At 57.7% G+C, this 24,754-nt stretch carries 23 protein-coding genes and 2 tRNA genes; 20 read left to right on the top strand and 5 right to left on the bottom strand.

What is annotated here, in order from left to right; genetic code table 11:
- Window positions 1–819: 819 nt before the first annotated feature.
- The 5 genes from FZF01_RS07905 (at window position 820) to FZF01_RS07885 (ending at window position 7,997) form a co-directional block, all read left to right on the top strand.
- Window positions 820–2,808, top strand: coding sequence for a carboxylesterase/lipase family protein (locus FZF01_RS07905; RefSeq protein WP_150277609.1), 1,989 nt, complete (start codon window positions 820–822; stop codon window positions 2,806–2,808).
- Between the two features lie 122 nt (window positions 2,809–2,930).
- Entirely contained in the window at window positions 2,931–4,949 is a 2,019-nt protein-coding gene (locus FZF01_RS07900; protein ID WP_188434282.1) for a carboxylesterase/lipase family protein, read from the top strand.
- Between the two features lie 272 nt (window positions 4,950–5,221).
- Window positions 5,222–7,273, top strand: a complete 2,052-nt coding sequence (locus tag FZF01_RS07895; protein ID WP_223825441.1) for a PhoX family protein — start codon at window positions 5,222–5,224, stop codon at window positions 7,271–7,273.
- Between the two features lie 95 nt (window positions 7,274–7,368).
- Window positions 7,369–7,599, top strand: a complete 231-nt coding sequence (locus FZF01_RS07890) for a Sec-independent protein translocase subunit TatA (RefSeq protein WP_150277607.1) — start codon at window positions 7,369–7,371, stop codon at window positions 7,597–7,599.
- Between the two features lie 14 nt (window positions 7,600–7,613).
- Entirely contained in the window at window positions 7,614–7,997 is a 384-nt protein-coding gene (locus FZF01_RS07885) for a hypothetical protein (protein WP_150277606.1), read from the top strand.
- Here FZF01_RS07885 and FZF01_RS07880 read toward each other — a convergent pair.
- Window positions 7,927–9,444 (bottom strand): alpha/beta hydrolase family protein, encoded by a 1,518-nt coding sequence (locus FZF01_RS07880; protein ID WP_188434283.1) that lies wholly within the window; start codon window positions 9,442–9,444, stop codon window positions 7,927–7,929. The two genes, FZF01_RS07885 and FZF01_RS07880, sit on opposite strands and share 71 nt — an antisense overlap.
- A gap of 429 nt (window positions 9,445–9,873) precedes the next feature.
- Between FZF01_RS07880 and gspC the strand changes: the two genes are divergently transcribed.
- The 13 genes from gspC to bamD are packed head-to-tail and all read left to right on the top strand — an operon-like array spanning window position 9,874 to window position 21,526.
- Window positions 9,874–10,737: a type II secretion system protein GspC gene (gene gspC, locus FZF01_RS07875; protein ID WP_150277605.1), complete on the top strand. Its 864-nt coding sequence runs from the start codon at window positions 9,874–9,876 to the stop codon at window positions 10,735–10,737.
- A gap of 6 nt (window positions 10,738–10,743) precedes the next feature.
- A complete protein-coding gene (gene gspD / locus FZF01_RS07870) occupies window positions 10,744–12,810 on the top strand; it encodes a type II secretion system secretin GspD (RefSeq protein ID WP_223825440.1) in 2,067 nt (688 codons plus the stop codon).
- Window positions 12,811–12,820: 10 nt separating this feature from the next.
- Window positions 12,821–14,335 carry a type II secretion system ATPase GspE gene (gene gspE, locus FZF01_RS07865; protein ID WP_150277604.1) on the top strand — a complete coding sequence of 505 codons (1,515 nt, stop codon included), beginning with the start codon at window positions 12,821–12,823 and terminating at the stop codon, window positions 14,333–14,335.
- 2 nt (window positions 14,336–14,337) lie between these two features.
- On the top strand, window positions 14,338–15,549 hold the full coding sequence (gspF, locus tag FZF01_RS07860; RefSeq protein ID WP_150277603.1) for a type II secretion system inner membrane protein GspF: 1,212 nt from the start codon (window positions 14,338–14,340) through the stop codon (window positions 15,547–15,549).
- Window positions 15,550–15,551: 2 nt separating this feature from the next.
- Window positions 15,552–16,019 carry a type II secretion system major pseudopilin GspG gene (gene gspG / locus FZF01_RS07855; RefSeq protein WP_150277602.1) on the top strand — a complete coding sequence of 156 codons (468 nt, stop codon included), beginning with the start codon at window positions 15,552–15,554 and terminating at the stop codon, window positions 16,017–16,019.
- A gap of 2 nt (window positions 16,020–16,021) precedes the next feature.
- Window positions 16,022–16,564: a GspH/FimT family pseudopilin gene (locus tag FZF01_RS07850; protein WP_150277601.1), complete on the top strand. Its 543-nt coding sequence runs from the start codon at window positions 16,022–16,024 to the stop codon at window positions 16,562–16,564.
- The gene (gspI, locus tag FZF01_RS07845) at window positions 16,548–16,934 is read left to right on the top strand and encodes a type II secretion system minor pseudopilin GspI (RefSeq protein WP_150277600.1); all 387 of its coding nucleotides are present in this window, start codon (window positions 16,548–16,550) and stop codon (window positions 16,932–16,934) included. The genes FZF01_RS07850 and gspI overlap by 17 nt, the downstream gene beginning before the upstream one ends.
- Complete coding sequence (gene gspJ, locus FZF01_RS07840; RefSeq protein WP_150277599.1) at window positions 16,931–17,563, top strand: type II secretion system minor pseudopilin GspJ; 633 nt, start codon at window positions 16,931–16,933, stop codon at window positions 17,561–17,563. Before gspI ends, gspJ begins: the two co-directional genes overlap by 4 nt.
- Entirely contained in the window at window positions 17,560–18,381 is an 822-nt protein-coding gene (gene gspK, locus FZF01_RS07835) for a type II secretion system minor pseudopilin GspK (protein ID WP_150277598.1), read from the top strand. Before gspJ ends, gspK begins: the two co-directional genes overlap by 4 nt.
- Before the next feature lie 17 nt (window positions 18,382–18,398).
- Window positions 18,399–19,637, top strand: a complete 1,239-nt coding sequence (gene gspL / locus FZF01_RS07830; protein ID WP_150277597.1) for a type II secretion system protein GspL — start codon at window positions 18,399–18,401, stop codon at window positions 19,635–19,637.
- Window positions 19,634–20,122: a type II secretion system protein GspM gene (gene gspM, locus FZF01_RS07825; RefSeq protein WP_150277596.1), complete on the top strand. Its 489-nt coding sequence runs from the start codon at window positions 19,634–19,636 to the stop codon at window positions 20,120–20,122. Before gspL ends, gspM begins: the two co-directional genes overlap by 4 nt.
- Window positions 20,119–20,877 (top strand): type II secretion system protein N, encoded by a 759-nt coding sequence (locus FZF01_RS07820; protein ID WP_150277595.1) that lies wholly within the window; start codon window positions 20,119–20,121, stop codon window positions 20,875–20,877. Before gspM ends, FZF01_RS07820 begins: the two co-directional genes overlap by 4 nt.
- A gap of 31 nt (window positions 20,878–20,908) precedes the next feature.
- Window positions 20,909–21,526, top strand: coding sequence for an outer membrane protein assembly factor BamD (bamD, locus tag FZF01_RS07815; RefSeq protein ID WP_150277594.1), 618 nt, complete (start codon window positions 20,909–20,911; stop codon window positions 21,524–21,526).
- A gap of 300 nt (window positions 21,527–21,826) precedes the next feature.
- On the opposite strand, the gene rdgC is transcribed toward bamD, so the two are convergent.
- On the bottom strand, window positions 21,827–22,744 hold the full coding sequence (gene rdgC, locus FZF01_RS07810) for a recombination-associated protein RdgC (RefSeq protein ID WP_150277593.1): 918 nt from the start codon (window positions 22,742–22,744) through the stop codon (window positions 21,827–21,829).
- A 174-nt stretch (window positions 22,745–22,918) separates the two neighbouring features.
- Between rdgC and FZF01_RS07805 the strand changes: the two genes are divergently transcribed.
- Together FZF01_RS07805 and FZF01_RS07800 are read left to right on the top strand one after the other, a co-directional pair.
- A tRNA-Val gene (locus FZF01_RS07805) sits at window positions 22,919–22,994 on the top strand.
- Between the two features lie 13 nt (window positions 22,995–23,007).
- Window positions 23,008–23,084: transfer RNA gene (locus FZF01_RS07800), tRNA-Asp, on the top strand.
- A 79-nt stretch (window positions 23,085–23,163) separates the two neighbouring features.
- Here FZF01_RS07800 and FZF01_RS07795 read toward each other — a convergent pair.
- The 3 genes from FZF01_RS07795 to FZF01_RS07785 all read right to left on the bottom strand — a co-directional run bounded on the left by FZF01_RS07795 (window position 23,164) and on the right by FZF01_RS07785 (window position 24,749).
- Window positions 23,164–23,817: a DUF4142 domain-containing protein gene (locus tag FZF01_RS07795; protein ID WP_188434284.1), complete on the bottom strand. Its 654-nt coding sequence runs from the start codon at window positions 23,815–23,817 to the stop codon at window positions 23,164–23,166.
- A 115-nt stretch (window positions 23,818–23,932) separates the two neighbouring features.
- On the bottom strand, window positions 23,933–24,232 hold the full coding sequence (locus tag FZF01_RS07790; protein WP_150277591.1) for a hypothetical protein: 300 nt from the start codon (window positions 24,230–24,232) through the stop codon (window positions 23,933–23,935).
- Between the two features lie 205 nt (window positions 24,233–24,437).
- A complete protein-coding gene (locus tag FZF01_RS07785) occupies window positions 24,438–24,749 on the bottom strand; it encodes a hypothetical protein (protein ID WP_150277590.1) in 312 nt (103 codons plus the stop codon).
- Between the last annotated feature and the right edge of the window lie 5 nt (window positions 24,750–24,754).

The raw sequence follows: 24,754 nt of genomic DNA, 5'->3' as shown, positions 1-24,754 counted from the left end.
ATTCGGGGCTTTGTTGTTTCCAGGTTTCGCTTTTCCCCGGCTGTTCTCACACTTTGCGGTCTCCTGCGGATGAGCACTCGTGCAGATCTGTTGCCGCACGCCGACTTAAGTACGGGCATTTGGCATTTCCTGCTCCAATTCATTGCCGTGGTCAGGTTGTAGGATCATCGCTCTCTGGCAGGTCCTGCTGATGCACATGCTCAATGCCCGTAGCTGGTTGGTTTTGGAGTTTTCATCGAAGACCTGTCTCGTAGTGATTCATCTAATGGAATTGGCCTGGTAGTTGAGTTGTGCCATAAGCGTTATGAATGACTGTTCATTCCCTTTTATGACGGCTCTCTGGTTGTATCTTGTTGTCGTGTCTTGTCTTGTTGGCTTCCTCACCAAACTGTTTTCCCAGGAGTGAACGAGTTTAAGGGCAGAACCGGTACGTTCGTCGGCAACACCATGAAACGGGAGTTTATCATCGGAGCGTGACAGTTTTCGTGCTGAAACGCTCTCATCAGATCCTCATCAGGCAGACCCTGACCTATCAGTCACAAAGCGGATTTGTCTCTTTTCGGACGCGTTTTTGCGGCAAGAAAAGCTCCGAAAAAATCGCGTTTTTCCCTGTGTTCAGTGCCCGGACGAGGTCTATGCTCGGGGCGTATCTGAACATGACCTGCCTGGCTTGCGCGGGTAGGGCGTGTTGATTTGACCGTTCAGCGTGTACGCCCTTCGGCGGATTGCGGAGAGGTAATGTCCTGCGATAGTTCCGGGTAAGACAATACGAAGGTCGCGGCATGAAGAACTCCATTACAAAAACAATCGGAGATCTGCATGAAAGTTTCGAACATCAAACATCCCCTGCGCTCGGCTGTGCTAAGTGCTTCGTTTGTACCGCTATTTCTCTCCCTGGGTGGTTGCCTTGGGGGATCCGGCTCAAGCGATGATCGACAGACCGGCACTTTTGTCGACAGCGCTGTGTCCGGCCTGGATTTTCAGACTGAAGACGGGAGCGGCGAGACCAATGCCAATGGTCAGTTCACTTATGCCAGCGGCCAAACCGTCAGCTTCGCCATTGGTGACCTGGACCTCGGCTCTGCAGTGGGTGCGACGATATTGACGCCGCTGGACATTGTCGATGGTGCCCCGGGGGCGAATGACCAGCGTGTGAGCAACATGCTGGTGCTGCTCCAGACGCTGGACGCCGACGGTAATCTGAATAACGGTATTCAGATTACCGAAGCGATCAGAGACGAGGTGTCACTCAACGCCGGCAATTTGTTGCTTGATCAGGCGCCGGCCGATTTTCGTGCGAGCCTGACCACCGTGGTAGCTACGCTCGAAGCGGCAGGTGCTTTCAGCGATACCGACCCGCGCCCACGAAGCCTGGTCAGTAGCGCCGATGCTCAGGAGCATCTCGAGCGCTCTACCAGCCCGCGCCTGGTAGTCAGCACCAACTCAGGAGACATCAGTGGCTTTGAGGCCGATGCAAATACCTGGCAGTTTCTCGGCGTTCCCTATGCCAAGCCTCCACTGGGTGATTTGCGCTGGAAGGCGCCTCAGCAGCCTGACGCCTGGGACGGTGTGCGTGACGCGGTAGCCTGGAGCGACCAGGCGGCGCAGAACCCGGCGCTGCAGCGCTTCGGCGAGGGCGGCATGAGTGAAGACTCGCTGTATCTGAACGTGACTGCGCCGAAGGAAGCCGAGGGATTGCCGGTGATGGTCTGGTTCCATGGCGGCGGCTTTACCGCATTGACCAGCAATACCACGCCTTTCAACAACCCTGAGGCGGTAGCCAGCAAAGGCGTTGTGCAGGTCTCGGTCAACCATCGCCTGGGGCCATTTGGCTACATTGCCCACCCCGACCTCAGTGCCGAGAGTGGCTATAGCGGTTCGGGCAACTACGGTCAGTTGGATCTGATCATGGCCCTGGAGTGGGTACGTGACAACATTGAGGCCTTTGGTGGTGACCCGGGTAACGTGACCATTTTTGGCGAGTCCGGTGGTGGCCGCAAGGTGTTGTCGCTGATGGCTTCACCCAAGGCAGCGGGCCTGTTCCATCAGGCGATCAGCCAGAGCGGTACTCTGTATCCGGATACTCGTAGCCTGGAGGCCGCAGAGCAGATTGGCACTCAATTGCAGAACAACTTGAACGCTGCCTCGCTCGTGGAAATGCGCGAGAAGAGCTGGCTTGAGGTGATGGCGGCTGCGGCCACGCTGCAGCCCTATACCAATATCGACAACAGCTATCTGCCCATCAGCGAGCGCGAATTGTTCGAGCAAGACAAGGACAATGACGTCCCCTTCATGTTCGTTATCAACACCAACGACACCATAGATCCGATCAACACGGTAAAGGATGTCTTTCCCTGGATGGCTCCGCTGAAAGAGGCGGCTACCTACGCCACTCTGTTCAGTCACCAGCCATCCGGTTGGAAGGCGCGCGGTGTACAGGCCTATCACGGGGCCGAGCTGGCCTATATGTTCAATATGCCCAGCAGTGTCATCACCCATTATCTGCTCGGTCTGGTGATTGATCCGGCCACGGGCGAATCGCTGGTGATTGGTGACCTCAATGGCAACGGCGTGAGCGGCTCGGCAGGTGATCCAGCGGATATTTACGCCTCCGCCGGTTTTGATGCGACTGACGGCGAAGTGATCGAACGCATGCTTAGCATCTGGACCAACTTCGCCAAGACCGGTAACCCCAGCATCACCGGCGAGATCGAGTATCCCGAGTATGACGCGCAGACGCAGCAGTATGTCGAGCTGAGCGACGTCGCCGAGGTGAAATCCGGAGTCGCCGACGAGTTTGCCGACTGATCGATCCACAACAACAAGATAGAGGCCCCCGGCCTGCGCGCATGACCTCATGCCCGCAGGTCAGGACACCGGTAGGCATCGGTAGGCACCGGTGAGGCCCGCCAATCAGAATGGAGAACGATATGCTCAAACCAGATACTGCAAGATTTCCCTTGCGCGCTGCCTTGCTCACCATGGTTCTGGCACCGCTGCTATCACTGACCGGCTGCCTGGGTGGTGGCGGTTCAGACGATGATCCGTTGAGCGGCACCTTCGTCGATAGTCCCGTGGCAGGGCTGGATTACAGTGGACCCTCGATTGGTTCGGCGCAGACCAATGCCGGGGGCAAGTTCAACTACTTTCCCGGTGAAACCCTGAGCTTCGCCATTGGTGATCTCGATCTGGGCGCAGCCCCGGGGGCGGAGGAACTGACTCCACTGAGTATCGTTGACGGTGCCAGCGGCGTGGGTGATCCCCGGGTTACCAACATGCTGGTGCTGCTGCAGAGTCTGGACGCGGACGGCGACCTGAATAACGGCATCCAGATTACCCAGCAGATCCGTGACGAGGTGTCCTTCAAGGCCGCCGAGCTGGATCTGACACAGCCTGTTGCCGACTTCAGGGCCGATCTGGCCACGGTAGTGGCGCAGTTGGAAACCGCTGGGGCCTTCACCGACACCGATCCGCGGGCGCGTTCCGTGACCGCTACGGCCGATGCGATGGCGCACTTCAACCGCTCGACCAGCGAACGGATTGTGGTCACCACCGAGGCCGGAGATTTGCGTGGCTTTGCGGCTAACGAGGACACCTGGCAATTCCTTGGCGTGCCCTATGCCAAACCGCCCCTCGGTGAGTTGCGCTGGACACCACCGCAACCGCTGGCACCCTGGGACGGTGTGCGGGATGCTGTCTCCTGGGCTGACCAGTCGGCACAGGACACCGCGCTTGAGGCCGTCAACGAAGGGGGCATGAGTGAAGACTCGCTATATCTCAACATTACTGCGCCCAAGGACGCTGAAAACCTCCCGGTGATGGTCTGGTTTCATGGCGGCTCCTTTGCGATCCTCTCCGCCAACTCGCCCCAGTACAACAACCCGAACGGATTGACCGAGAAGGGTGTGGTGCTGGTTACTGTCAACCATCGCCTGGGGCCGTTTGGCTACATCGCCCATCCATTGCTCACAGCAGAGAGTGGTTACGGCGGCTCCGGCAATTATGGGCAGATGGACCTGGTGATGGCGCTGGAATGGGTTCGTGACAACATCGAATCCTTTGGCGGCGATGCGGGGAATGTGACTATTTTTGGCCAGTCCGGCGGTGGCGGCAAGGCCTATTCACTGATGAACTCGCCCCAGGCCACGGGGCTGTTCCACAAGGCAATTGTTCAGAGCGGTTTTGCGCCACTGGATACCACCGGCGGTCCGGAGGTCTCGTTGGTCGAGTCAGAAGCCATAGGCGCTGCACTTTTCGAACGGGCGGGTGTGACTACTCTGGAGCAAGCCCGGGCCTTGCCCTGGAACGAGCTCGTGAAGGCAGATCAGGACAACAATATCCCGCGCCAGACCTACCGGCCGAACGCGGATAATTACTATCAGCCCAATACCTATTATCAGAATGTGCTGAATGGTATGCCGAGCGATGTGCCTTTGATGGCCGGCGTGACTTCGGGCGACTACACCACCCTGCGAGCGGCTTTGCCGATCTGGCTGGCGCAACGCACGGCGAAGTACCAGTCCGAACAGTTCATCTACAAGTTCAGTCGGGTGCCAACCGGCTGGAGCGCGATGGGGCTGGCCAGCTGTCACGGGTGTGAGCTGCCATATCTGTTCAATTACCCCGCCGGAATGGTGCAGAACTACCTGTTGGGGCTTGTGTTGACGCCACAGGGTGCCCGTCCGGTGATTGGTGACCTCAACGGCAACGGTGTGACCGGCTCGCAGGGTGACCAGGCAGATGTGTTTGCCTCCATGCAGTACGGCGCAACGGATGTGGCTGTTGCGGAACAAACCATGACCATGTGGACCAACTTCGCCAAAACTGGCAACCCCAGTACCGATAGCCTTGCGTGGCCTCCGTATACTCTTGGCAATGATTCGTTCGTCGAAATAGGGCCGGGCAGCGAAGCAACGTTGGAAACCGGGTTGGCCGACTCAATACAGTAGAGCTTGAACTGCGGCGGAGCTGGTCGTCAGGCCAGCTTGGCTGCAGGGTTTAATGTCCCGATAATGAGCTGCAATACCGGTGTGGGTTTTGGGTTTTCCTGAAGCTAACAAATGCCGGTGTACTTCCGCAGTTCAGCTTCTTTCTCTGTCATATCCTGTACATCCGGCTGTAGCGCAATAGCACTCAAAACTTCACGTTTTCGGTGTCGATCTGTCATGTTCGATTCCCATCATATCCCGGTCGATTCTAATAACCTGATGAGGAAGTCCGGATGTCCACAGATATGCAAAACCAGCTGGCCATTATTGATCACGGAGAGGGCGATGAGCCTCTGAGCACACGCCAGATGAATCCGCTTTTTTCGAGCATTCTCGAGGCCCGTCTGGGTCGCCGCCAGATTCTCAAAGGCAGCGCAGGCGCGGCAGCAGTCGGCTTCATGGGTCTCGGTCTGTCCGGTTGTCTGAGCGATTCCGACAGCGACGATGATAACGGCACTGCTGAACCTGCTCCGGCGCCTGCGGCGCTGCTGGGCTTCTCTGCTGTACCGGTAAGCAGTGCAGACACTATCGTGGTGCCCGAAGGTTACAGCCATCAGGTGCTGATTCCCTGGGGCACACCGATCACTGGCGATTTTCCTGCCTGGTCAGTTAACAGCACAGGTGCCGATCAGGCTTCTCAGATTGGCTCGCACCACGATGGCATGCACTTCTTTCCGATCAACGACAGCTCCGAAGATGGCTTGCTGGTGCTTAACCACGAGTACATTGAACCGCGCTTGATGCATGCTAGCGCTCAGGGCGTGGCATTGAGCGGCGGTGCTGTACCCCCGCTGGTTGGTGGCAAGCGTCCGGATGATGAAGTGCTCAAGGAAATGAATGCTCACGGTGTGTCAGTCGTGCGCGTCGTCAAGGGCGTCAACAACGATTGGCAGGTCAAGTTTGACGCCATGAACCGTCGTATCACGGCGCTGACACCAATGGCGATTCAGGGTCCGGTACGCGGCAGTGACTTCGTCAAGACCAAATACAGCCCACAGGGCACCATGACACGGGGCACGCTGAACAATTGCGGTAATGGCGTTACTCCCTGGAACACCTACATGGCTGCAGAGGAAAACTGGGCCGGTTATTTCTCCAACGGCGGCGACAATCCCCGCGAACACTCCCGCTACGGCGTACCCACGGGTGCCAATGGACGTTACGGCTGGGAATCGGCTGCCTCGGGCGCCGATGAGTACATTCGTTTTGATGCCAGCATCAAAGGTGCTTCGGCACTCGAGGACTACCGGAATGAACCTCTCTGCTTCGGCTACATGGTAGAGATCGATCCCTATGATCCGACGAGCACCCCGGTCAAACGCACTGCGATGGGCCGTTTTGCTCACGAGGGTGTCGTGTTCGCTCCCGCGGTAGAAGGTCGTCCGGTTGTTTGTTATTCCGGTGATGACTCGCGTTTTGAGTACATCTACAAGTTCGTCACTGCCACTAACTACAACTCTGCTACAGCGTCAGGTAGTTTGCTCGACACCGGTACGCTTTATGTCGCCAAGTTCAACGACGATGGTACTGGCGAATGGCTGCCATTGGTATACGGTCAAAATGGCCTGGTCGCACCGCTGTTTACCAGCCAGGCTGATGTGCTGGTCAATACTCGTCTGGCTGCTGACACTGTTGGTGCTACACCGATGGACCGTCCGGAGTGGGGTGCTGTCGATCCAGCAAATGGCGATGTGTACTTCACGCTGACCAACAACAGCAGACGTACGGCTGATCAGACTGATGAGGCCAACCCACGGGGCGCCAACCCACATGGTCACATCATCCGTTGGGCAGAAACAGGCGGCGACCATGCTGCTACCACATTCGACTGGGATATCTTCCTGTTTGCCGGTACCAGCGGCACGTTCGGATCTGACACCAGTGTTGGTCAGGATCCAAAGGGTCAACCACTCACGGCTGACAATATCCTCAGTTCTCCTGACGGCATGTGGATCGATCCGGACAGCCGTGTCTGGATTCAGATGGACAGCGGCGCCACTGATCCCTTCGGCAACTGCGCGATGTTGGCTGCCGATCCGACTAGCGGCGACCTCAAGCGGTTCCTCGTTGGACCTCTGGGGCAGGAAATCACTGGAGTAATTACTACTCCGGACCAGAAGACCATGTTTATCAACGTCCAGCACCCTGGTGGCAATACTTCCCCGGCAGATTTTGCTGCGGGTAATTACCAAAGCACCTGGCCCGACAACAATCCAGGCCAGTATCCACCACGTTCGGCGACAGTGGTGATCTGGAAGGATGACGGCGGTGTGATCGGTAGCTGATCAGGTAGCCGGCAGCTTCCATTGGGCTCTGCCGGCACCTTTTTTATCAAACGGCGCACTTTGCAGGTGCGTCGTTTCTTTTCGGAGTAAGAGTCATGGGTATAGGTGGAGTCAGTATAGGTTCGTTGTTAATTGTTCTGGTGATCGTGATGCTGTTGTTCGGCACCAAGCGGTTACGCAGCATTGGTGGTGACCTGGGTGGCGCTCTCAGTGGATTCAAGAAAGCCGTCAAGGATGGCGAGGAGTCCCGTGACGCACTGGCTATCGATGTTGAGGCCGAGCGACAGCAGAGCCGGGCTCATCAGTCCGAAAAAGTTGTTTCCTGAGTGGGGTGTCAGGCATGTTTGATAATGGTCTCAGCGAGTGGGTGTTGGTGCTGGTAGTGGCGCTGCTGGTGCTGGGCCCACAGAAGGCGTTGGTGATCGTCAATATGGCCGGCCTTATGCTGGGTAAGGCGAAAGCCGCGATGGCTCAGGTACAGGAGCAGGTCGCCAGGGAGTTGCCCCGCGAGGAGCTGGAAGTGGTGCAGGAGACAGTTCAGGAATTGCGGCGGAGTAACGTCAAGCGCAAGGCGATCGAAGTGTTGGGACTGGAAGAAAAAAGGGCTGACACGGTGAGTGCCAGCCCCTCTTCAGTTGCGGTTCAGCACTCCCTCAAAGAGCTGCAGCTGCCGGGACAGCTGGAGCACACGCGCCAATCAGCGGAGCAATCGCAGCCCGCGTAGCGGTCTGTGGAGCGCCATCTACAGTAAATTGACAGCCAAACTGCGGGTCAGCCACTGTGGCAGGTGTCAGGAAGTCGTCCCCTGCTGGCTTTATGCCGTCCTGTTCCCAGTCCAGCATGGCGTCCAGCGTTTGCTCGAACTCGGCGAACGAGAAGTCGCAATGCCCTGGCGCACGAACTGCGCGCTGTACAACCTGGTCACCGAAGCCGTTATCGATCATGCGCTGCTTGTAGATCTGCTCCATGCTGATGGGTACGAACAGATCGCCCAGGGTATGCACGGTGACAACAGGGATGGCCTTGTACAGATTGCCGTTCACCTTGGGAATGAAGCGCAGCCCATCATCACGCAAGGCATTGGCATTGGCATCAGGGGTAATCTGATAAATCGTGTCGTTGAACCCTTGCTCTGTGGGAGTCAGGGGCTGTCCGGGTGTGGTCTGGAAGCGATAAGTTACATCGCGGGTATCGACCACATTCTCGTTGAGAATGCCTGTGACTGTGCCATCAGCACCTGCAAATCCCTGCAGCAGATCCTGGAAGCCACCGAATGCAACGCCATAAACCGGACGCGGACCGCCGCTCAGGTTTTGCAGCGTGGTGAACAAGGGTAGGCCTTCCTGTGTAAGTCCGTCGACGTTCTTGTTGGTTGCGTAGTCGGTCCACAGAGCCGTGCGTGCTGCTGTAAGTTTGGCCTCGACATCGTTGATCGGATAGGTGTTGGCAGGTACGCCGCCGAATTGGAACAACGATAGGCTGTAGGCGCCGAAGTAGTTGAATAGCTCGGTGTCGCCCAGTACGCCACACATGGGAGCCGCACCATCATAGGGAACAAAGGTGTTGGCAGTTTGCTGGGTTTCCAGTTCGATGGCTGCTGCTGTTACGTGCCCGCCCATGGAAACGCCAGTGATATAGCGCTTGGTCGGAGCCGCCAGTGGGCGTCCATTTTCAGCGGCAATGTCATTGAATGCCAGGGCCAGCTTGTTGGTATCTTCAACGCCCGCCAGCACATCGTAATAAGTGGTGCTGTACGAGGACGCAGCCCAGGCATAACCGTTGTCGAGCAGGTACTGACGCATCGGCGGGCTATCAACGGTCAATTCAGAGCCTTCACCCCGGAACCCGTGAGCATACATGACCAGCATGCCATTCCAGTTTTCTGGAACCTCTACGCGATATCCCGCGTTGTCAATCACTCCATGCCAGCGGCTGGTATTTTCGTAGGCGGGCACATCAGCGACTAGCGGTCCGAAGGCCAACTGGTCCTCATCCACCTCGAAGAAGCAATTATCGATTCGTTCCTGCTGAGCGGTAGCGCCGGCCGGTGTGTTGCCAGCGGTAGGGCAGGCAATGCTGCTGCTACTGCCACCACCGCCACCCAGGCAGCCAGACAGCGCAACCGCACTGATAACCATGCCCAGATAGGCGGTTTTCTTCATCATGTTCATTGTTGTTATTCTCCTGAGAGGCAAGGCCGAAATTGTTTTTTAGTGAGACACTTGTGTGCTGGCATTGCTCATTAGAGTAAAGCGTCAAACGCCCGTAGTAGCAAGCGTCAGATGCGGTTGTTGGTCCGGTTTTGCCCGCATGCATGGAGCTTCATTACTGGCACTGATTAGTGTTTCAGGCGTATAACCCATAAGGGTGATTGTGCGGTTTGGTGAAGGATGATCTTGAGACATTATTTCCATACTCTTTTGCCAAGCCCAGGTTTTAACCCGTTCAGGGGGGTTGTCGGCGGATGGCAATTTCGTGACAATCGGGATGTCTGTTCCGCTTGTTTCAGACTTATAACAATAAAATTGCAAAGAAAGGTCGGTATAGTCTGTCTCGGCCCGGGCGCCTGACCCAGCCCATTGTCTTTGCCTGGAGAACGCATGCCCCTGGACGCCCGATTCCCCCTGGATTCTTCCCTGCGATTGCTGGTGATTGTGCTGATTGCTATCACTGCCATCTTGCTGGGGCGTTTGACCTGGACTGTGATTGAGCCGCAGAGCGTTCTGCCGTCGCCCGCGCCCATACCCTTGACCATTAGCAACGGAGTCGCCGGAGGTGCGAGGGGCGGATTTGCCGATGTTGCTGCTCTTTCGGTTTTCGGTAGCGCTGCCGGCAAACAACGCAGTGCTGCGCTCAATGCACCTGATACCTCCCTTAGCTGGGTCCTCAAAGGCGTGCTTACCGATCCTGACCCAGCGCGGAGTGCCGCGATTCTGGCTCCACAGGGCCAGCCTGAAAAGGCCTATCGGGTGGGTGCGGATCTACCCGGGAATGTGCGGCTTGAGCAGGTTCTGGCCGATCGGGTGATTCTGGCCAGGGATGGAAAGCTGGAGACGTTGCGATTGCAGCGCGCTTCACTTGCCGCCTCCAGGGCGCCAGCCCGCAGGGCCGCGGCTCTGCCACAGGTCGATCCCAATCTCACCCTTGCTGCCGACGGCGGCGTGGCGCGCATTGACCGCGAAGAGTGGATGAATAATCCCCAGCGATTCATGGAGGTGGTTAGCGCCACGCCCGTGCTGATTGACGGGGCGATGTACGGACTTGAAGTCAGCCCGGCGCGCAATGCCCGCGAATTCGAAGCTGCAGGTCTGCAGCCGGGCGACGTGGTGACTGCCGTGGAGGGCACCCCTGTCGCCGAGATAAACGATTACCGTGACATTCTTCAGACACTGACCGGAAACACCGTCAGTCTGTCGCTTGATCGCAACGGTGAACCCATGACCATTACAATAACGATGGATTGAGACACGATGCTGATGCTGTCCCGTTTTGCCCGCCGTGCTGTGCCACTGGCGCTGGGTTTGAGTCTGCTGAGCGTAGCGGTACAGGCGCAGACTCCTGATTTCGCCGGAGACCCGAACGAAGAGTTGGTGCTCAATCTGCGTGATGCCGAAATCAACGGTCTGATCGAAATCGTCAGTCAGGAAACCGGTATCAACTTTATCGTTGATCCGCGGGTGCGCGGTCAGGTCAATGTGGTATCCGGTCAGCCGGTCAAGCGCGGCGAGTTGTACAACCTGTTCCTGGGCGTACTCAAGACCTACGGATTTGCTGCGGTAACCGGCGCCGACGGCGTGGTACGCATCCTGCCGGAAGTCCAAGCCAAGGAAAACGAGGTCTCCAACCTGCAGTCCGATAGTCGCGGCGATGAGATCATTACCCACGTGATCAGCGTCAAGCACATCAACGCGGGCCAGCTGGTGAGGATTTTGCGGCCGCTGGTGCCCAAGGGTGGTCATCTGGCAGCGGCCGCTGAATCAAACAGCCTGGTCATTGCCGATACCGCTGCCAATGTGCGCCGTATCCAGGCATTGATAGAAAGGATTGACCTGGAGTCTATGGAAGACTTCGAGATCGTTGCCCTTGAACATGCCTCGGCCAGTGACGTGGTGCGGGTGTTGCAGACCCTGGATGCGCCCACTCCGGGGGAGGACTTTACCAAGCGCCCCGGAATCATTGCCGACCAGCGTACCAATACCGTGATCCTGCGTGGTGACCCGCAGAGCCGTGGATCCCTGCGTGACATTATCAAGCGTCTGGATATGCCCGCCGAAGATGGTGCGACTCAGGTGCATTACCTGCGGTACGCCAAGGCCGAGCAGGTCGCAGAGGTATTGCGCGGTATTGTCGAGGGGCGCGTCGTCCCGGGTACGGGCGCGGCATCGGGTGTGCAGAGCAGCGACGGAAGCGGCATGACCGGCGGCAGTCTCAATAATCAGCAATCGAATATTCGGGTTGAAGCCCATGAAAGCACCAATTCGGTGGTGATTTACGGCCCGGCGGAGCTTTCCCGTGAAATGGCTTCAATCATTCGGCAGCTGGATATTCGCCGCGCCCAGGTACTGGTCGAGGCAGTGATTGCCGAAGTCTCCTATGACCGCGCCAAGGAGCTGGGCGTGCAGTGGGGTATTGGCAGCGAGAATGGCGGCGTGGGTATTATCAACTTCAACCGCGGCGCAAGTGGCGGTATTGTCAATCTGGCGGCCAGCGGCAGTGCCTTCCTTGACGGTGACGTTACAGCGCCCCCTTCGCTGGGTGACGGTTTGAGCCTCGGTGGCTTCGGCAATATTGGCAGTACCCAGATTGCCTTGCTGGTCAGCGCCCTGCAGGGCGACAGCTCAAGCAACATACTCTCGACCCCCAGCCTGATGACCCTGGACAATGAAGAAGCCGAGATCGTCGTCGGTCAGAACGTGCCATTCATCGTTGGGCGCTCCATCGAAGACTCAGGGCAGGCATTCGACACCATCGAACGGCAGGACGTGGGTATCAAATTGCGGATCAAACCTCAGATCAATGAAGGCAGTGCAGTACGCCTGGAGATCGAGCAGGAGGTCTCCCAGATTGCGGCAGGTGCCACAGGCGCCGCGGATATTATTACCAATAAACGCAGCCTCAAGACTCACGTGATGGTGGATGACAACCAGTTGATCGTCCTCGGTGGCCTTATCGATGATCAGTTGGTCGAAACCCGCGACAAGGTTCCGGGTCTCGGCGATATTCCCGGTCTTGGTCGGCTGTTTCGCTATGATACGGCGCGAACAGAAAAGCGTAATCTGATGGTTTTCCTGCGCCCGGTGATTATTCGTGACGCCGCGACTGCTGCGGATCTGACGCAATCCAAATACACCTACATACGCGATCGTCAGGTAGATGCCCAGAACCGTCAGGAAAGCATGCTGCCGGATGCACGGCCGATCCTGCCTGATTGGAACTACTTGTTAAGTCTGCCACCGCCATTCGAGAATGCGATGACGGGTACGAGTGCGGCTCCGGCCAGCCTGAGTATTCCCACACCTCCATCAGCCGGCCAATAGGAATGCAGCGATGAGCGATACCGACATTGCCGCTGTGCTCCCGGCCGAGCCGGGGCCCCAGGCGGAAACGGGCTACCGCTTCGCACGGCGCTTTGGTGTGCTGCCGGGCAGCGTTCAGGACGGCCAGCTGGATGTATACGTGCGGTCTGACTGTGACCCCCAGGCGTTGCTGGAGTTGCGACGTCGGGTAGGACATCCGCTCAAGCCGCAGGTACTCGACGATGATGCATTTGCTGCCCGGCTGCGCGACCGCTACGAGCGTTCTGCGAATGACGCGATGCAGTTTGTCGAGGGCCTGAGCGAAGACGCCGACCTGATGTCGGTAGCCCAGTCACTTTCCGAGCCTGAGGATCTGCTTGAATCCCAGGATGAGGCGCCGATCATTCGTTTGATCAATGCGCTGCTCTCCGAAGCGGTCAAGGAAAACGCGTCAGACATTCACATCGAACCCTTCGAAAACCGTCTCTCGATTCGTTTGCGTGTCGACGGTGTATTACGTGAAATTCTCGAGCCGCCCCGTGCTTTGGCGCCGGTGATCGTTTCGCGTATCAAGGTCATGGCCAAGCTGGATATTGCCGAAAAGCGCCTGCCTCAGGATGGTCGTATCGGCTTGCGCCTGGTCGGTAGGGCTGTTGATGTGCGGGTGTCCACGCTGCCATCCGGGCATGGAGAGCGGGTCGTACTCCGTCTGCTCGACAAGCAGGCTGGCCGCCTGGAGCTGCGCCAACTGGGTATGGGCGCTGACCATTACGAGGCAATGGAGCGCATTATCGCCCGGCCCCACGGTATTGTTCTGGTGACCGGCCCCACTGGCTCGGGTAAAACCACAACCCTGTATTCGGCGTTGATGCAGCTCAATGACCGCAGCAAGAATATTCTTACCGTTGAAGATCCAATCGAGTACTACCTGGACGGTATCGGCCAGACGCAGATCAATACCAAGGTAGACATGACCTTCGCCCGCGGCCTGCGTGCCATTCTGCGTCAGGATCCCGACGTGGTGATGGTCGGTGAGATACGTGACGTGGAAACCGTGCAGATCGCGATCCAAGCCAGCCTGACCGGTCACCTGGTGTTCTCCACCCTGCACACCAACACTGCCGCGGGCGCCATTACCCGTCTGCGCGATATGGGTGTAGAGCCGTTTCTGCTCTCCTCGACCCTCAATGGTGTGCTCGCTCAGCGTCTGGTGCGCACCCTGTGCACCAGTTGCCGAAAGGCCCATCAGGCATCGGCCAGCGAATGTCGACTGATGGGAATAGAGGAAAGTGAAGCGCCGGTGCTCTATAGCGCGGTGGGTTGCGATGAATGTAACAACAACGGTTACCGGGGACGTACCGGTATCTATGAGCTGATTGAAGTGGATGAAACCCTGCGGGGTCTGATTCATGACGGTGCCAGTGAGCAGGCCATGATCCGCCACGCCCGGCTGGCCCAGTCGGGTATTCGCCAGGATGGCTTGCGCCGCGTGCTGGCCGGGCAGACTACGCTCGAAGAAGTTCTCCGCGTCACACGGGAGGATTGACCGTGCCTGCTTTTGATTATGTAGCGGTAGATCCGGCGGGACGCACGCGCAAGGGCGTGGAGGAAGGGGACTCTTCCCGTCAGGTGCGCAGCCGGCTGCGCGAACAGGGTCTGATGCCGATGTCGGTCAACCAGGTCGCCGAGCGCAAATCGGTGATGCGCACCCCCATGTTTCAGCGCGGCATCAAGCCCCTGGAGCTGGCGCTTGCCACGCGTCAGATGGCCACTCTGGCACGCGCGGGCATGCCTATCGAAGAGGTGCTGGGCACTGTCGCGCGGCAAAGCGAAACCCAGAAGGTAAAGTCTACCCTCGCAGCGGTGCGCACCCGAGTCATGGAAGGTTTGCCGTTGGCACATGCACTGGGCGAATTTCCGTCGGTTTTTCCGGCCATATACCGCACCACACTGGCTGCCGGTGAGCAGGCGGGCAGGCTGGATCTGGTGCTGGAACGGCTGGCTGATAACGTCGAAGCGCAGAATGCTATGCGCCAGAAAATTCAACTGGCGATGTTCTATCCGGCCATTCTGACCATCATTGCGCTCCTGGTGACCATAGCGTTGCTCACCTACGTGGTGCCCGAAGTGGTCCAGGTGTTTGCCGGCATGAATCAGGAGCTGCCGTGGCTCACCCGCGCGTTGATTGCGACCAGTGACACCCTGCGCAATTGGGGTCTGTTGATGCTGGTTGTTCTGGTCGGCGCGGTGGTGGCTACCAAGCAGTTGCTCAAGAAGCCGGCTGCGCGCTACCGCTGGGACGCCTGGCTGTTGCGAGTGCCGCTGTTGGGGCGTCTGATCCGGGGTCTCAACACGGCGCGTTTTGCGCGCACGCTGAATATTCTGGCTGGCAGTGGCGTGCCGCTGCTGGATGCTCTGAATATGAGCGCCAGCGTGGTGACCAACGTGCCCATGCGGGATGCGGTAAGTGATGCCGCCAAACGGGTGCGCGAGGGGTCGGGCGTTGGGCATGCGCTGGAACGAAGCGGCTATTTTCCGCCGATGACCCTCAGCCTGATCAAAAGCGGCGAGAGCAGTGGCACGCTAGATCAGATGCTCGATCGCGCCGCAGAAACCCAGGAACGTGAGCTCGAAGCACGCATCGCCATTGTGATGGGCGTTTTCGAGCCACTGCTGATCCTGGCAATGGGAGCGGTGGTGCTGATCATCGTGCTGGCCATCCTGTTGCCGATATTTGAACTCAACCAACTGGTGAACTGACTATGACCATGAGAAAGCAACAACCGTCTGGCAAGCAGCGCGGCTTCACCCTGATCGAAGTCATGGTAGTGGTCGTGATACTCGGCATCCTGGCCGCTGTGGTAGTACCAAGGGTCATGGATCGCCCTGATCAGGCACGGATTACCAAGGTGCAGAACGACGTACGTGCGCTGGAGAGTGCACTCAATCTGTATCGACTAGACAATTTCAATTATCCCACTACAGAGCAGGGCCTGATGGCCCTTGCGGTGCAGCCGACTGGTAACGATGCGCCGCGTAACTACCGCTCGGGCGGGTATATCGATCGGTTGCAACAGGATCCATGGGGTAACGACTATCAGTATCTGCGCCCTGGGCGCGATGGCCGCGACTATGATCTGTACAGCCTGGGTGCCGATGGCCGCCCTGGTGGTGAAGGGGCCAACGCTGACCTGGGTAACTGGAACGTTGACCAGAACGAGCAGCGCTAATCATGACAATACCCGCCATGACCATTCACGCAAGGGCCGAGAGGGGATTCACCCTGATCGAGCTTTTGGTGGTGCTGGTTCTGGTGGGTATTGTGGCCAGCCTGGCTACGCTGTCGATGGGTGATGGCGCAGAGCGTCAGTTAAAGACTGAAACCCAGCGCCTTGCTGGCGTATTGACTCTGGCCCGCGACGAGTTGCTCATCACTGGTGCGGCAGAGCGAGCCCTGGGCCTGCGTCCAGACAGTTACAGCTTTCTGGAACTGGTCATTCTCGATGACTCGACCCGCGAGTGGCGGCCCCTCGTGGATCAGCAGCTGGGAGTTCGGCAACTTGAGCAGGGCGTCATAGAGCTGGCTTACGAACAGGAGGGCGAACGGCAACCCTTACCCCAGACGGGCGGATGGGAGCCCCATGTGCGTCTGGGCAACACCGGCGAAATGACGCCGGGCATTATCACCCTCAAAGTCCCGGGCAAACCGCTGGAGCGACATATCCGCATCGGTATGGAAGGCAGTGTCGAGGTGCTCGATGCTTTCCCGGAATAAAGGCTTCACATTGCTCGAGGTGCTGGTGGCGATGACCATCCTTGCTGTGGCACTCGCAGCCCTGGTCAAGGGTGGATCCGACCATTCGCGCAATACTCTGTATTTGCAAGAGCGCACGCTGGCCCACTGGGCTGGCCAGAATCTGTTGGCCGAGTATGAAACCGGTATGCGTCCAGTCGCTGAGGGCAATCGCACCGGCGATACGGTGATGGGTCCTTTTCGCTATGGCTACCGGGTAGAGATCAATAACTATACCCCGCAAGCGCCCATGCCTTTGCCTGCGGTGAAGCGTGTGGATATTCGCCTCTGGTTGTTGGAGCAGGGGGAAGATGATCAACGTGCCTTCGTCAGTGGGTTTGTATTGCCATGAGAAACCCATTCAGCAACACCGCACGGGGTTTCACGTTATTGGAAATGCTGATAGCCATGGCCGTGTTTGCGATCATGAGCGTGGTGGCCTACGGCGGATTGCGAGCGGTACTGACTGCCGATCAAGTCACCCAGGTGCACGCCCAGAGGCTGGCGGACCTGCAGGTTACCCTCAGCGTGCTGGAGCGTGATCTGGCGCAGGTGGTTGCGGTGGCTGTGCGCGACGAGTTCGGTGATCGTCTGCCGCCATTACGGCTGCGTGCTGGCGGTGATGCAAAGCTGCTGGAGCTGGTCAGGGCCGGTGCAGGGGGCGATCAGCGTCTGCGGCGCACAGCCTGGTTGATCACCGACCGCGGACTGGAGCGTCAACTCTGGCCTGGCGTGGATATTGTCGATACTGAAAGCGCCCGGGTACAACCCTTTGGTGAGCTGGTTGCAGAGGATGAATTGCTGGGTATCGAAAGCGGTTTTGCCCTGGTGGTGCGCAATGAGGCAGGGCTTGAGCGCGTGGACTCCTGGCCGGCAGCCAACGCTGATACAGCCAGTGTAGAGCTGCCGATGGCGGTGGAAATCGTACTGGATCTACCTGAATACGGGGTCATTCGCCGGATGATGGCGGTGGGCAAGTGAGTTACCTGGCCCGCAGTGCCATGGCGCACAGGCAACAGGGAGTTGCCCTGCTTACCGCGCTGCTGGTCGTTGCCCTGGCGGTAACTGCTGCAGTGGCAATGGCGATGCGCAGTCAGGTTGATATCCGGCGAACCAGTGCGGTATTCGAGCGCGATCAGTCGCGGCATATCGCTCAAGGTGGAGAAAAAATGGTGCTTCAGTTTCTCGAGCGTATCGAAGGAGCTGATGACCTGCCCTGGGATACCTGCCGCTCACCCACCATGCCGTTCATGGTCGATGAAATTCGTTTGCAGGCCACTGTGGACAACATGCAGTGCCGTTACAACCTCAACGCGCTTGCGGGTGCGGATGAAACAGAGCAGGGATACTTTGCACGCCTGGTAGATGAAGTGGGTAACGAGAAGGGCGTGGTAATGCCCTCCGGGGCTCAACTGGCCCTGGCGGTCTCCGACTGGATGGACCCGGAAACCGACGACCCGGCCTATCGCACGGCAGATCCGGCCCGAGTCTCGGGTAATCGCGCGATGCTCGTTGCCTCGGAGCTCAACTCGGTGCTGGGCATGACCAGCGAAGCATGGCAGGCCCTTAGCCCCTTCGTTACAGCCTATCCCGGGCAGGCGAGCCCCATAGATCTGGAGCGCAGTCCCGATCTGATGAAGGGTGTTTTTACTGGTCGGCCGAGCGGGGACCAGGCGCCTTGGTACATGCGTCTGGAACTGGTAGCGGAATTTGGCCAGCGGCGTTTCTATCAGTGTTCGCTGATCGATGCCGCCAACGGAAAAGTGGTCCTCAGAGAACAAACGGCCTGTGAGCCCTGACAATAGCGGATCGAATCATGTTGATAGTGTTATTACCCGAAGAACTTCAGGAAGACGACCAGGACACTTTGCTGGTGCACTGGTGGCACCTGGAGCGCGAGAGTGGCGTTCGCGAGCATGGGCGCGATAGCCTTCAGACCTTGAAGACACGATTCGCCGGGCAGCGGCTCCGAGCCTTGGCGCCGGCAACGTCGGTGAGCCTGTATCGGCTCGATATGCCGGTCCGGCGCGCTGCCTCTATTCGCGCGGCATTGCCTTTCGCTTTGGAGGATCAGGTAAGCCAGGACCTGGAGCTGCTGCATTGTGTCCCCGGGCCGCGACGTACCGACGGCCGCCTGGCTGCGGCCGTGGTAGAAACAGACAGGATGGCGCATTGGCAGGCTCTGTTTGACTCCCGGCAATGGCGTCTTGAGGCGCTGATTCCACTCCCGATACTGCACGCTGGGGATATTCCGGAACGAGGTTTGTTGGTCAGGCCATCGCCCTGGCCGGGCGCTGCGCTACAGGCACTGATTACTTCACGCTTTGAGGAGCCAGTACTCATCGAGGCGGGCTTGCTGGGGCTGTGGTTGAAGCGCCGCCTGAGCGCGTTGCCTGAGGATGAGCGCGTTGTGCAGACTAGCGGATTCAGTCGGGCCGATCTGGGTCTGGAGCATGATCGGGATGTCACTGTCACCGAAGTAGTCGATCAGGTAGATGTGGGGCATGCACTCACATACTGCCTGCAACCAAACCCGCCGTTGAATCTGCTCACCGGTCCCTATGCTACCAGCATGGCCGCACCCCCCTGGCGCAAGATGCGGCCGGTCATGATTGCCGCGGGTGTTCTGATCGCGGTACTTCTGGCCCAGTTCAGCCTTGAGTGGTTGGCGTTGGCACGTGAACGCGATCGTCTTGTAGCAGGAATTGAATCAGTATTCCAGAGCAGCCTACCCAACAGCCGGATGGTGCAACCGGTTACACAGTTTCGCCAGGCTCTTGAAGGTAATGCTCCGGGTAGCTCCGCGAGCAGTGGCGGTGAGCTGCTGCACGAGGCCCTTGCCGTGATAGCGCAGGCTGATAACGCCAATATAAGACAGTTCCGTGCAACTCCGGGAGAGCTCGAGATAGAGCTGCAACTGGCATCCTTCGCCGAACTGGAAGCCCTGCGTGCAGGTCTGGCCAGCAAGCCTCAGCTGCAGGAAACCCTGCAGGGTGCAGATTCTGGAAGTGAAGGCGTAACAGCGCGGCTTAAAGTATCCCGGAGGGAATCATGAATAACTGGTGGGCCGGTCTGGCCCCGCGCGAACGGATCATTCTTCTGGTCGGTATGACAGTTCTGGGGCTATTGATCATCTGGTTGTTGATCGTTGAACCGATAATCAACAAGCGTGCGGACCTGCGCCAGGACGTGATGCAGCTGTCTGCGGACCATACATGGATGCAGCAGGCCGCTCTTGAAGTGCGTCGTCGGGCCGGGATGCAGAGCAACTCTCAGGCATCCCCGGGCGTTGCCGGTGGCTCGGTACTCACGTTGATCGAGGTCTCTGCCAACGCGGCAGGACTGAAGGAGTCGATGGAACGGGTGCAGCCTGAAGGCGAGGGCGCACGGCTCTGGTTCGATGCGGTGGCCTTCGACGCTCTGGTGCGCTGGCTGGCCGAGCTTGAGCAACGCCAGGGTCTGGTGGTCAGTCAGCTGGCTGTGGACGCCGGGGCTGAACCCGGCATAGTGTCTGCCCGCGTGTTGGTGGAGCCACGATGAAACAGCGCACAATGAACGGCAAACGGCTGGCCATACTCGCGCTGGTGCTTTTTTTGGCAAGCCTGATATGGAACCTACCGGCAAGTTTTGTATGGAGCCACATCAAGGATCGATTGCCTGCCCAGGTCGAGCTCTCTGGCCTGACCGGCACACTCTGGACGGGCAGGGTCAATCGGATTGAAGCTGATGGTGTTGATCAGGGGTCGCTGGCCTGGACCTGGCGGCCGACAGGACTTTTGACTGCTGCCATTGAACTGGATCTTTTGTGGAAGCCACGCAAGGGCGATGTGAGGGCTACGCTGCAAGTCGGTACTGACACGCTGACTCTGGAAAATGTGCGCGGGCAGTTGGATGCGGCAGCCATGGCGTCGATCAACAAAGCGCCATTTTTGCTCGAAGGCACCTGGCAACTGGATGTGCCTGTATTGGAGCTGCAGGATATGGAACACGTCACCCGTGCAGATGGCCGTCTGATATGGGACTCCGCTGCAGGTGGTCTACCCACAGCGCTCGCGCTGGGCAACCTGGTGGCCGACCTTGCCGACAGCGAGGGCTGGTTGCAATTCACCTTGTCAGATCAGGGAGGGCCGCTGGGCCTGGAGGGTACAGCGCGTTGGCGGCCCGGCCAGGCGATGGTGCTGGACACGCGCCTGCAAGCCAGGGCGACTGCAGAAGCTGGCCTGGTGGGCGGCCTGAGCCTGCTGGGTAAGCCGGCAGCTGACGGATGGATAAGCTGGCGTGCACGCCTGCAATGATCAGTCCAGCAACCTTTCAAGGAGAATCCCAATGCGTTTGACCCTGCTTGTATTAGCGATGGCACTTATTACCGGTTGCGCGACCAATACGGCTCGAACCACCTCTACCTCACCGGAGGTAGTTGATATCAGGGCCAAGCTCAGCATGGGCGCCTGCGACCCCATGGTGGCTGACCAGGTCCTGCCCCTTGGCAATCCTGGTCTCGAGCAGGAGGTGGCCTTCCAGTGCCTCCAGGATGGGCAGCTGGGGACAGTGGAGCGCTTGCTCGAGGGCTATAGCGACCGCCACGACAATGCGCCTAATCCTGATTATTCGGATTACCTTCTGGCGCTGACGGACTTCGTCAGGTTCGAGCTGGCAGAAGGGGACGCAGTCGAGCAACTCAAGGCCGGCAGGCGTGCCCATGATGGTTTGGTTTCATTTGTACGTACCTACCCTGAATCAGCTTATCGAGCAGAGGTGGCGCCGCGCCTTGAAGCTCTTCACGAGGGTATGGCGCGGGCTGAATATCGACTGGCTATGGGGGAGATCGAGAAGGGCCGACGCGAGGCGGGTGCCTCGCGTTTACGCTATGTGGCTCGTGAATATCCACGTAGCTCCGCCGCAACTGATGCCAAGCGCTGGTTGGAACAACGCTTGGCGCCCTGAGGGTATTGTAACGCCCAAGTTCCCGTCTCCCGGCGTATTGTCTGATCTTTTGCAACCGCAGCAGGTTGACATTGTACACAATTGCAAAACGATGCTTGAAATCGGCTTGCAGGGTGCTCTGTAAGCCACTGAATTACTTAGATCAATCATAACTCATTGATTTTAAAGAATAAATAATTGATCAAATTTTAACCATTCTGAGTGGTGTCCGCATATTACACGGCTCTGACAGGGTTTTGAGTAGGCTATCCACAAAGTTGTCCACAGATATTGTGGATAGCTTTTACTCTTTCCCGGTCTTCAGATCCCCTGTGGGATTTCCTCTCCGCCAAGCGCAGAAGTCAAGGCAGGAATGAACTCCGACAGACTCTTTGCCATTATGGTGAAGCTTGCATCGAGCTGCCCGGCCATATCGTCACCGCCCTGATCATCGGCTTCATCTGTCAGCAGATCTTCAAAACGCAGGCGTTTGACGGACAACTTGTCATCCAGGGTAAAGCCGAGCTTCTCCTGCCATTGCAGGGCCAGTTGGCTAACCTGTTTGCCAACTGTCAGGTGCTGCTGGATTTCATCGCTTGCCAGATCCTGACGCTTGCAACGAATGACGCCGCCATCTTCTGTTGTGTCGCGCAGCTCGCACTCATCACCAACTACGAGGCCCTCTGGAGCCTGTCCCGTCTTGACCCACTCGGTCATGCATGCCCCGGGAGCGATCTTCACCGTCATGGGCCGCACAGGCAGGCTGCCTGCGCATTCACGCAACAGGCTGAGCAGATCTTCCGCGCGCTTGGCGCTTGAGGTGTCGACCGCTATCCAGCCTTCCTGCGGTGCAATGCATGCGAGGGTGGTCTGGGTGCGGGTGAAGGCACGGGGCAGGAGCGACATCATGATCTCGTCCTTGAGCGTGTCGCGCTCTTTCTTGTAAACCTTGCGAGCATCGCGCGCTTCGATTTCGTCGACCTTTTCGGTCAGGCTTTCCCGAACCACACTGCCCGGCAGTATGCGTTCCTCCTTGCGCAGGGCGATCAACCAATAGCCATCGGCAACTTGCACGATATTCTCAGAATGCTTGCCAAAGGGCGTTGTCCAGCCAAGAGTATGGGTTTCCTGGCTCCCGCATGGCCGGGCGGGCTTTTGTTCGAGCGCGGCAATCAACTCGGCTTCGTTGAAGGGAATGGTCTGGCTGAAACGATAAAGCAGAAGATTACGAAACCACATGATGCTGTCCTCGACTTGCGGCGCAAAAGTCAGCAATAGTGCCTGACGCAGGCGCTGGCGGCCAGTCGATCCGGGGGAAGAATTAACATATTGAAAAAGGGGAGAATTTTTTTTGAAAAAGGTATTGCCAGCAAGCGAAAAGCTGCCTAGAATGCGCCCCACTTCGAGAGTAAAGGGTGATTAGCTCAGCTGGGAGAGCATCTGCCTTACAAGCAGAGGGTCGGCGGTTCGATCCCGTCATCACCCACCACTCGAGGTAACGCGCAGTGGTAGTTCAGTTGGTTAGAATACCGGCCTGTCACGCCGGGGGTCGCGGGTTCGAGTCCCGTCCACTGCGCCATATTGCTAGCTGGAAGTTCCGGCTTCCAGACACAAAAAAAGCGACCTAAGTCGCTTTTTTTGTGTCTGGAATTCAGCCGCTACTTATTTCTATCTCGGGTTTCAGGATGCAGGGCGCGCGCCTGTTCCAGATGTGCTTCTAGTTTGGGTAGAGCGTCCTTGGCAAACTGGGTAATTTCTCCCAGATCGCTGACTGCGGCGCGGTCGAATAAGTCCAGTAGGGCTTGATGATCACCCACCTGATTATTGGCATAGGCCTCGACAAGGGACTCACCACCGCGAACGCTTAACACCATCGATTGAGCCTGGTCGATCAGGGTGGCAGCGTCGGACACTTCGATCTTTTCGTTTCCGGCAAGATCGATCAATTGACGATTGAGCTGTTTATGGGCAGTGATCATTTGCTGAGCAAATTCGCGAGCTTTGGGGTCGTTGACTGCGCTTTTCTCATCAAGTATCGATTCCGCTGCCTTGATGATCGCATGGTTTTTCCCGGTGACTTGCTCAACGAAGGCTTCTGCTCCTATGCCCGCAGCATAATTGGGCTCGGTAAGCAGCCCTTCGCGGCTTGCGCTGCCGCCTTCTCCCGTAGTTCCTGGAGTGCCAGTAGGCCCGCTGGTGCGAGTGGTGTCGCCCATGCCGGTCCCGCTCAATTCGTCAGCTGCAATCACTGGCATAGCGCTCATGCCGATCAATACAGCGAAAATGCTTGCTAGATTACCTGCCTTGTTCATATGTTCTCTCCTCATGCTTACTAATGGCGCTGACTGAAATGTGTCGGAACAGACTGGACTTGTGCCTGCAAAAAAAAAGGTAGCCATTGGCTACCCTTTGAGTGAAGCCAGCGTGTTAGTTACCGGCTTCATTTTCCGCATCCAGACCTACATCCGGCTCACCCGTTACGGTGCGGTCGGTGCCGTCAGATCCCGGGCGGGCTTCAATACCCATGCCGGTTTCGCTGCGATCGCCCAGTTCATTGGCATCTGGCGTTTTGTTCATGGACTTCTTGTCTTCGTGCTGCGCCGACATGGCGTCGTGCTTCATGTCTTTATCGCCATGGTCGGCATGCATGTCAGCCACAGCGAATGAGGTCGCCACACCCAAAGCCAGGGCGACAGCAGTAGTACCGGTAATATTTGAATACTTCATATATAACCTCTATTAAAATGCCGCATGAGCGGGATTTCCCAATAACTGATTTGAATTGATTGTGCATCAAGATGGCTGTTGAAAATCATGAAAGACAACTATGAGTCTCGCATTCATGTTAATTAACTTGAATTGCTTAATATGCTTAGAGACTAGTCGATCTATGAAGATCGCGCAGAGAGGTCTTTGTCAGGATATGTAGTTTTCAATCTACCAAATCGTGCTCACCGGCCTCTGAGTCAATGGCGGGGTTCTTGCCGGCTTTGGGTGCACCAGGGACCGCACGGTTGCCCGAGTTTGGCAACGCTTCATCATTCGCTTCTTCTCGCATAGCCTCGACATCATTTGTGTTGAGGTTATTGTTCTTGGCATTTTCATTGGTCATGGTGTCATTGGCTTCGGCATGATTCTTACCATGCTCCTGTGCGTCAGCATGGTTGCCGGCAACGGCTACGCCAGATCCAGCGCCCATGGCGATGGTAAGTGCAGTTGTATAAACGATGTTTTGAAATTTCATGAAGT

The organism is Halopseudomonas salina (assembly GCF_008641105.1).
The sequence above is the reverse complement of the archived record's forward strand: the minus strand, read 5'-3'. Positions and strand labels throughout refer to the sequence as shown.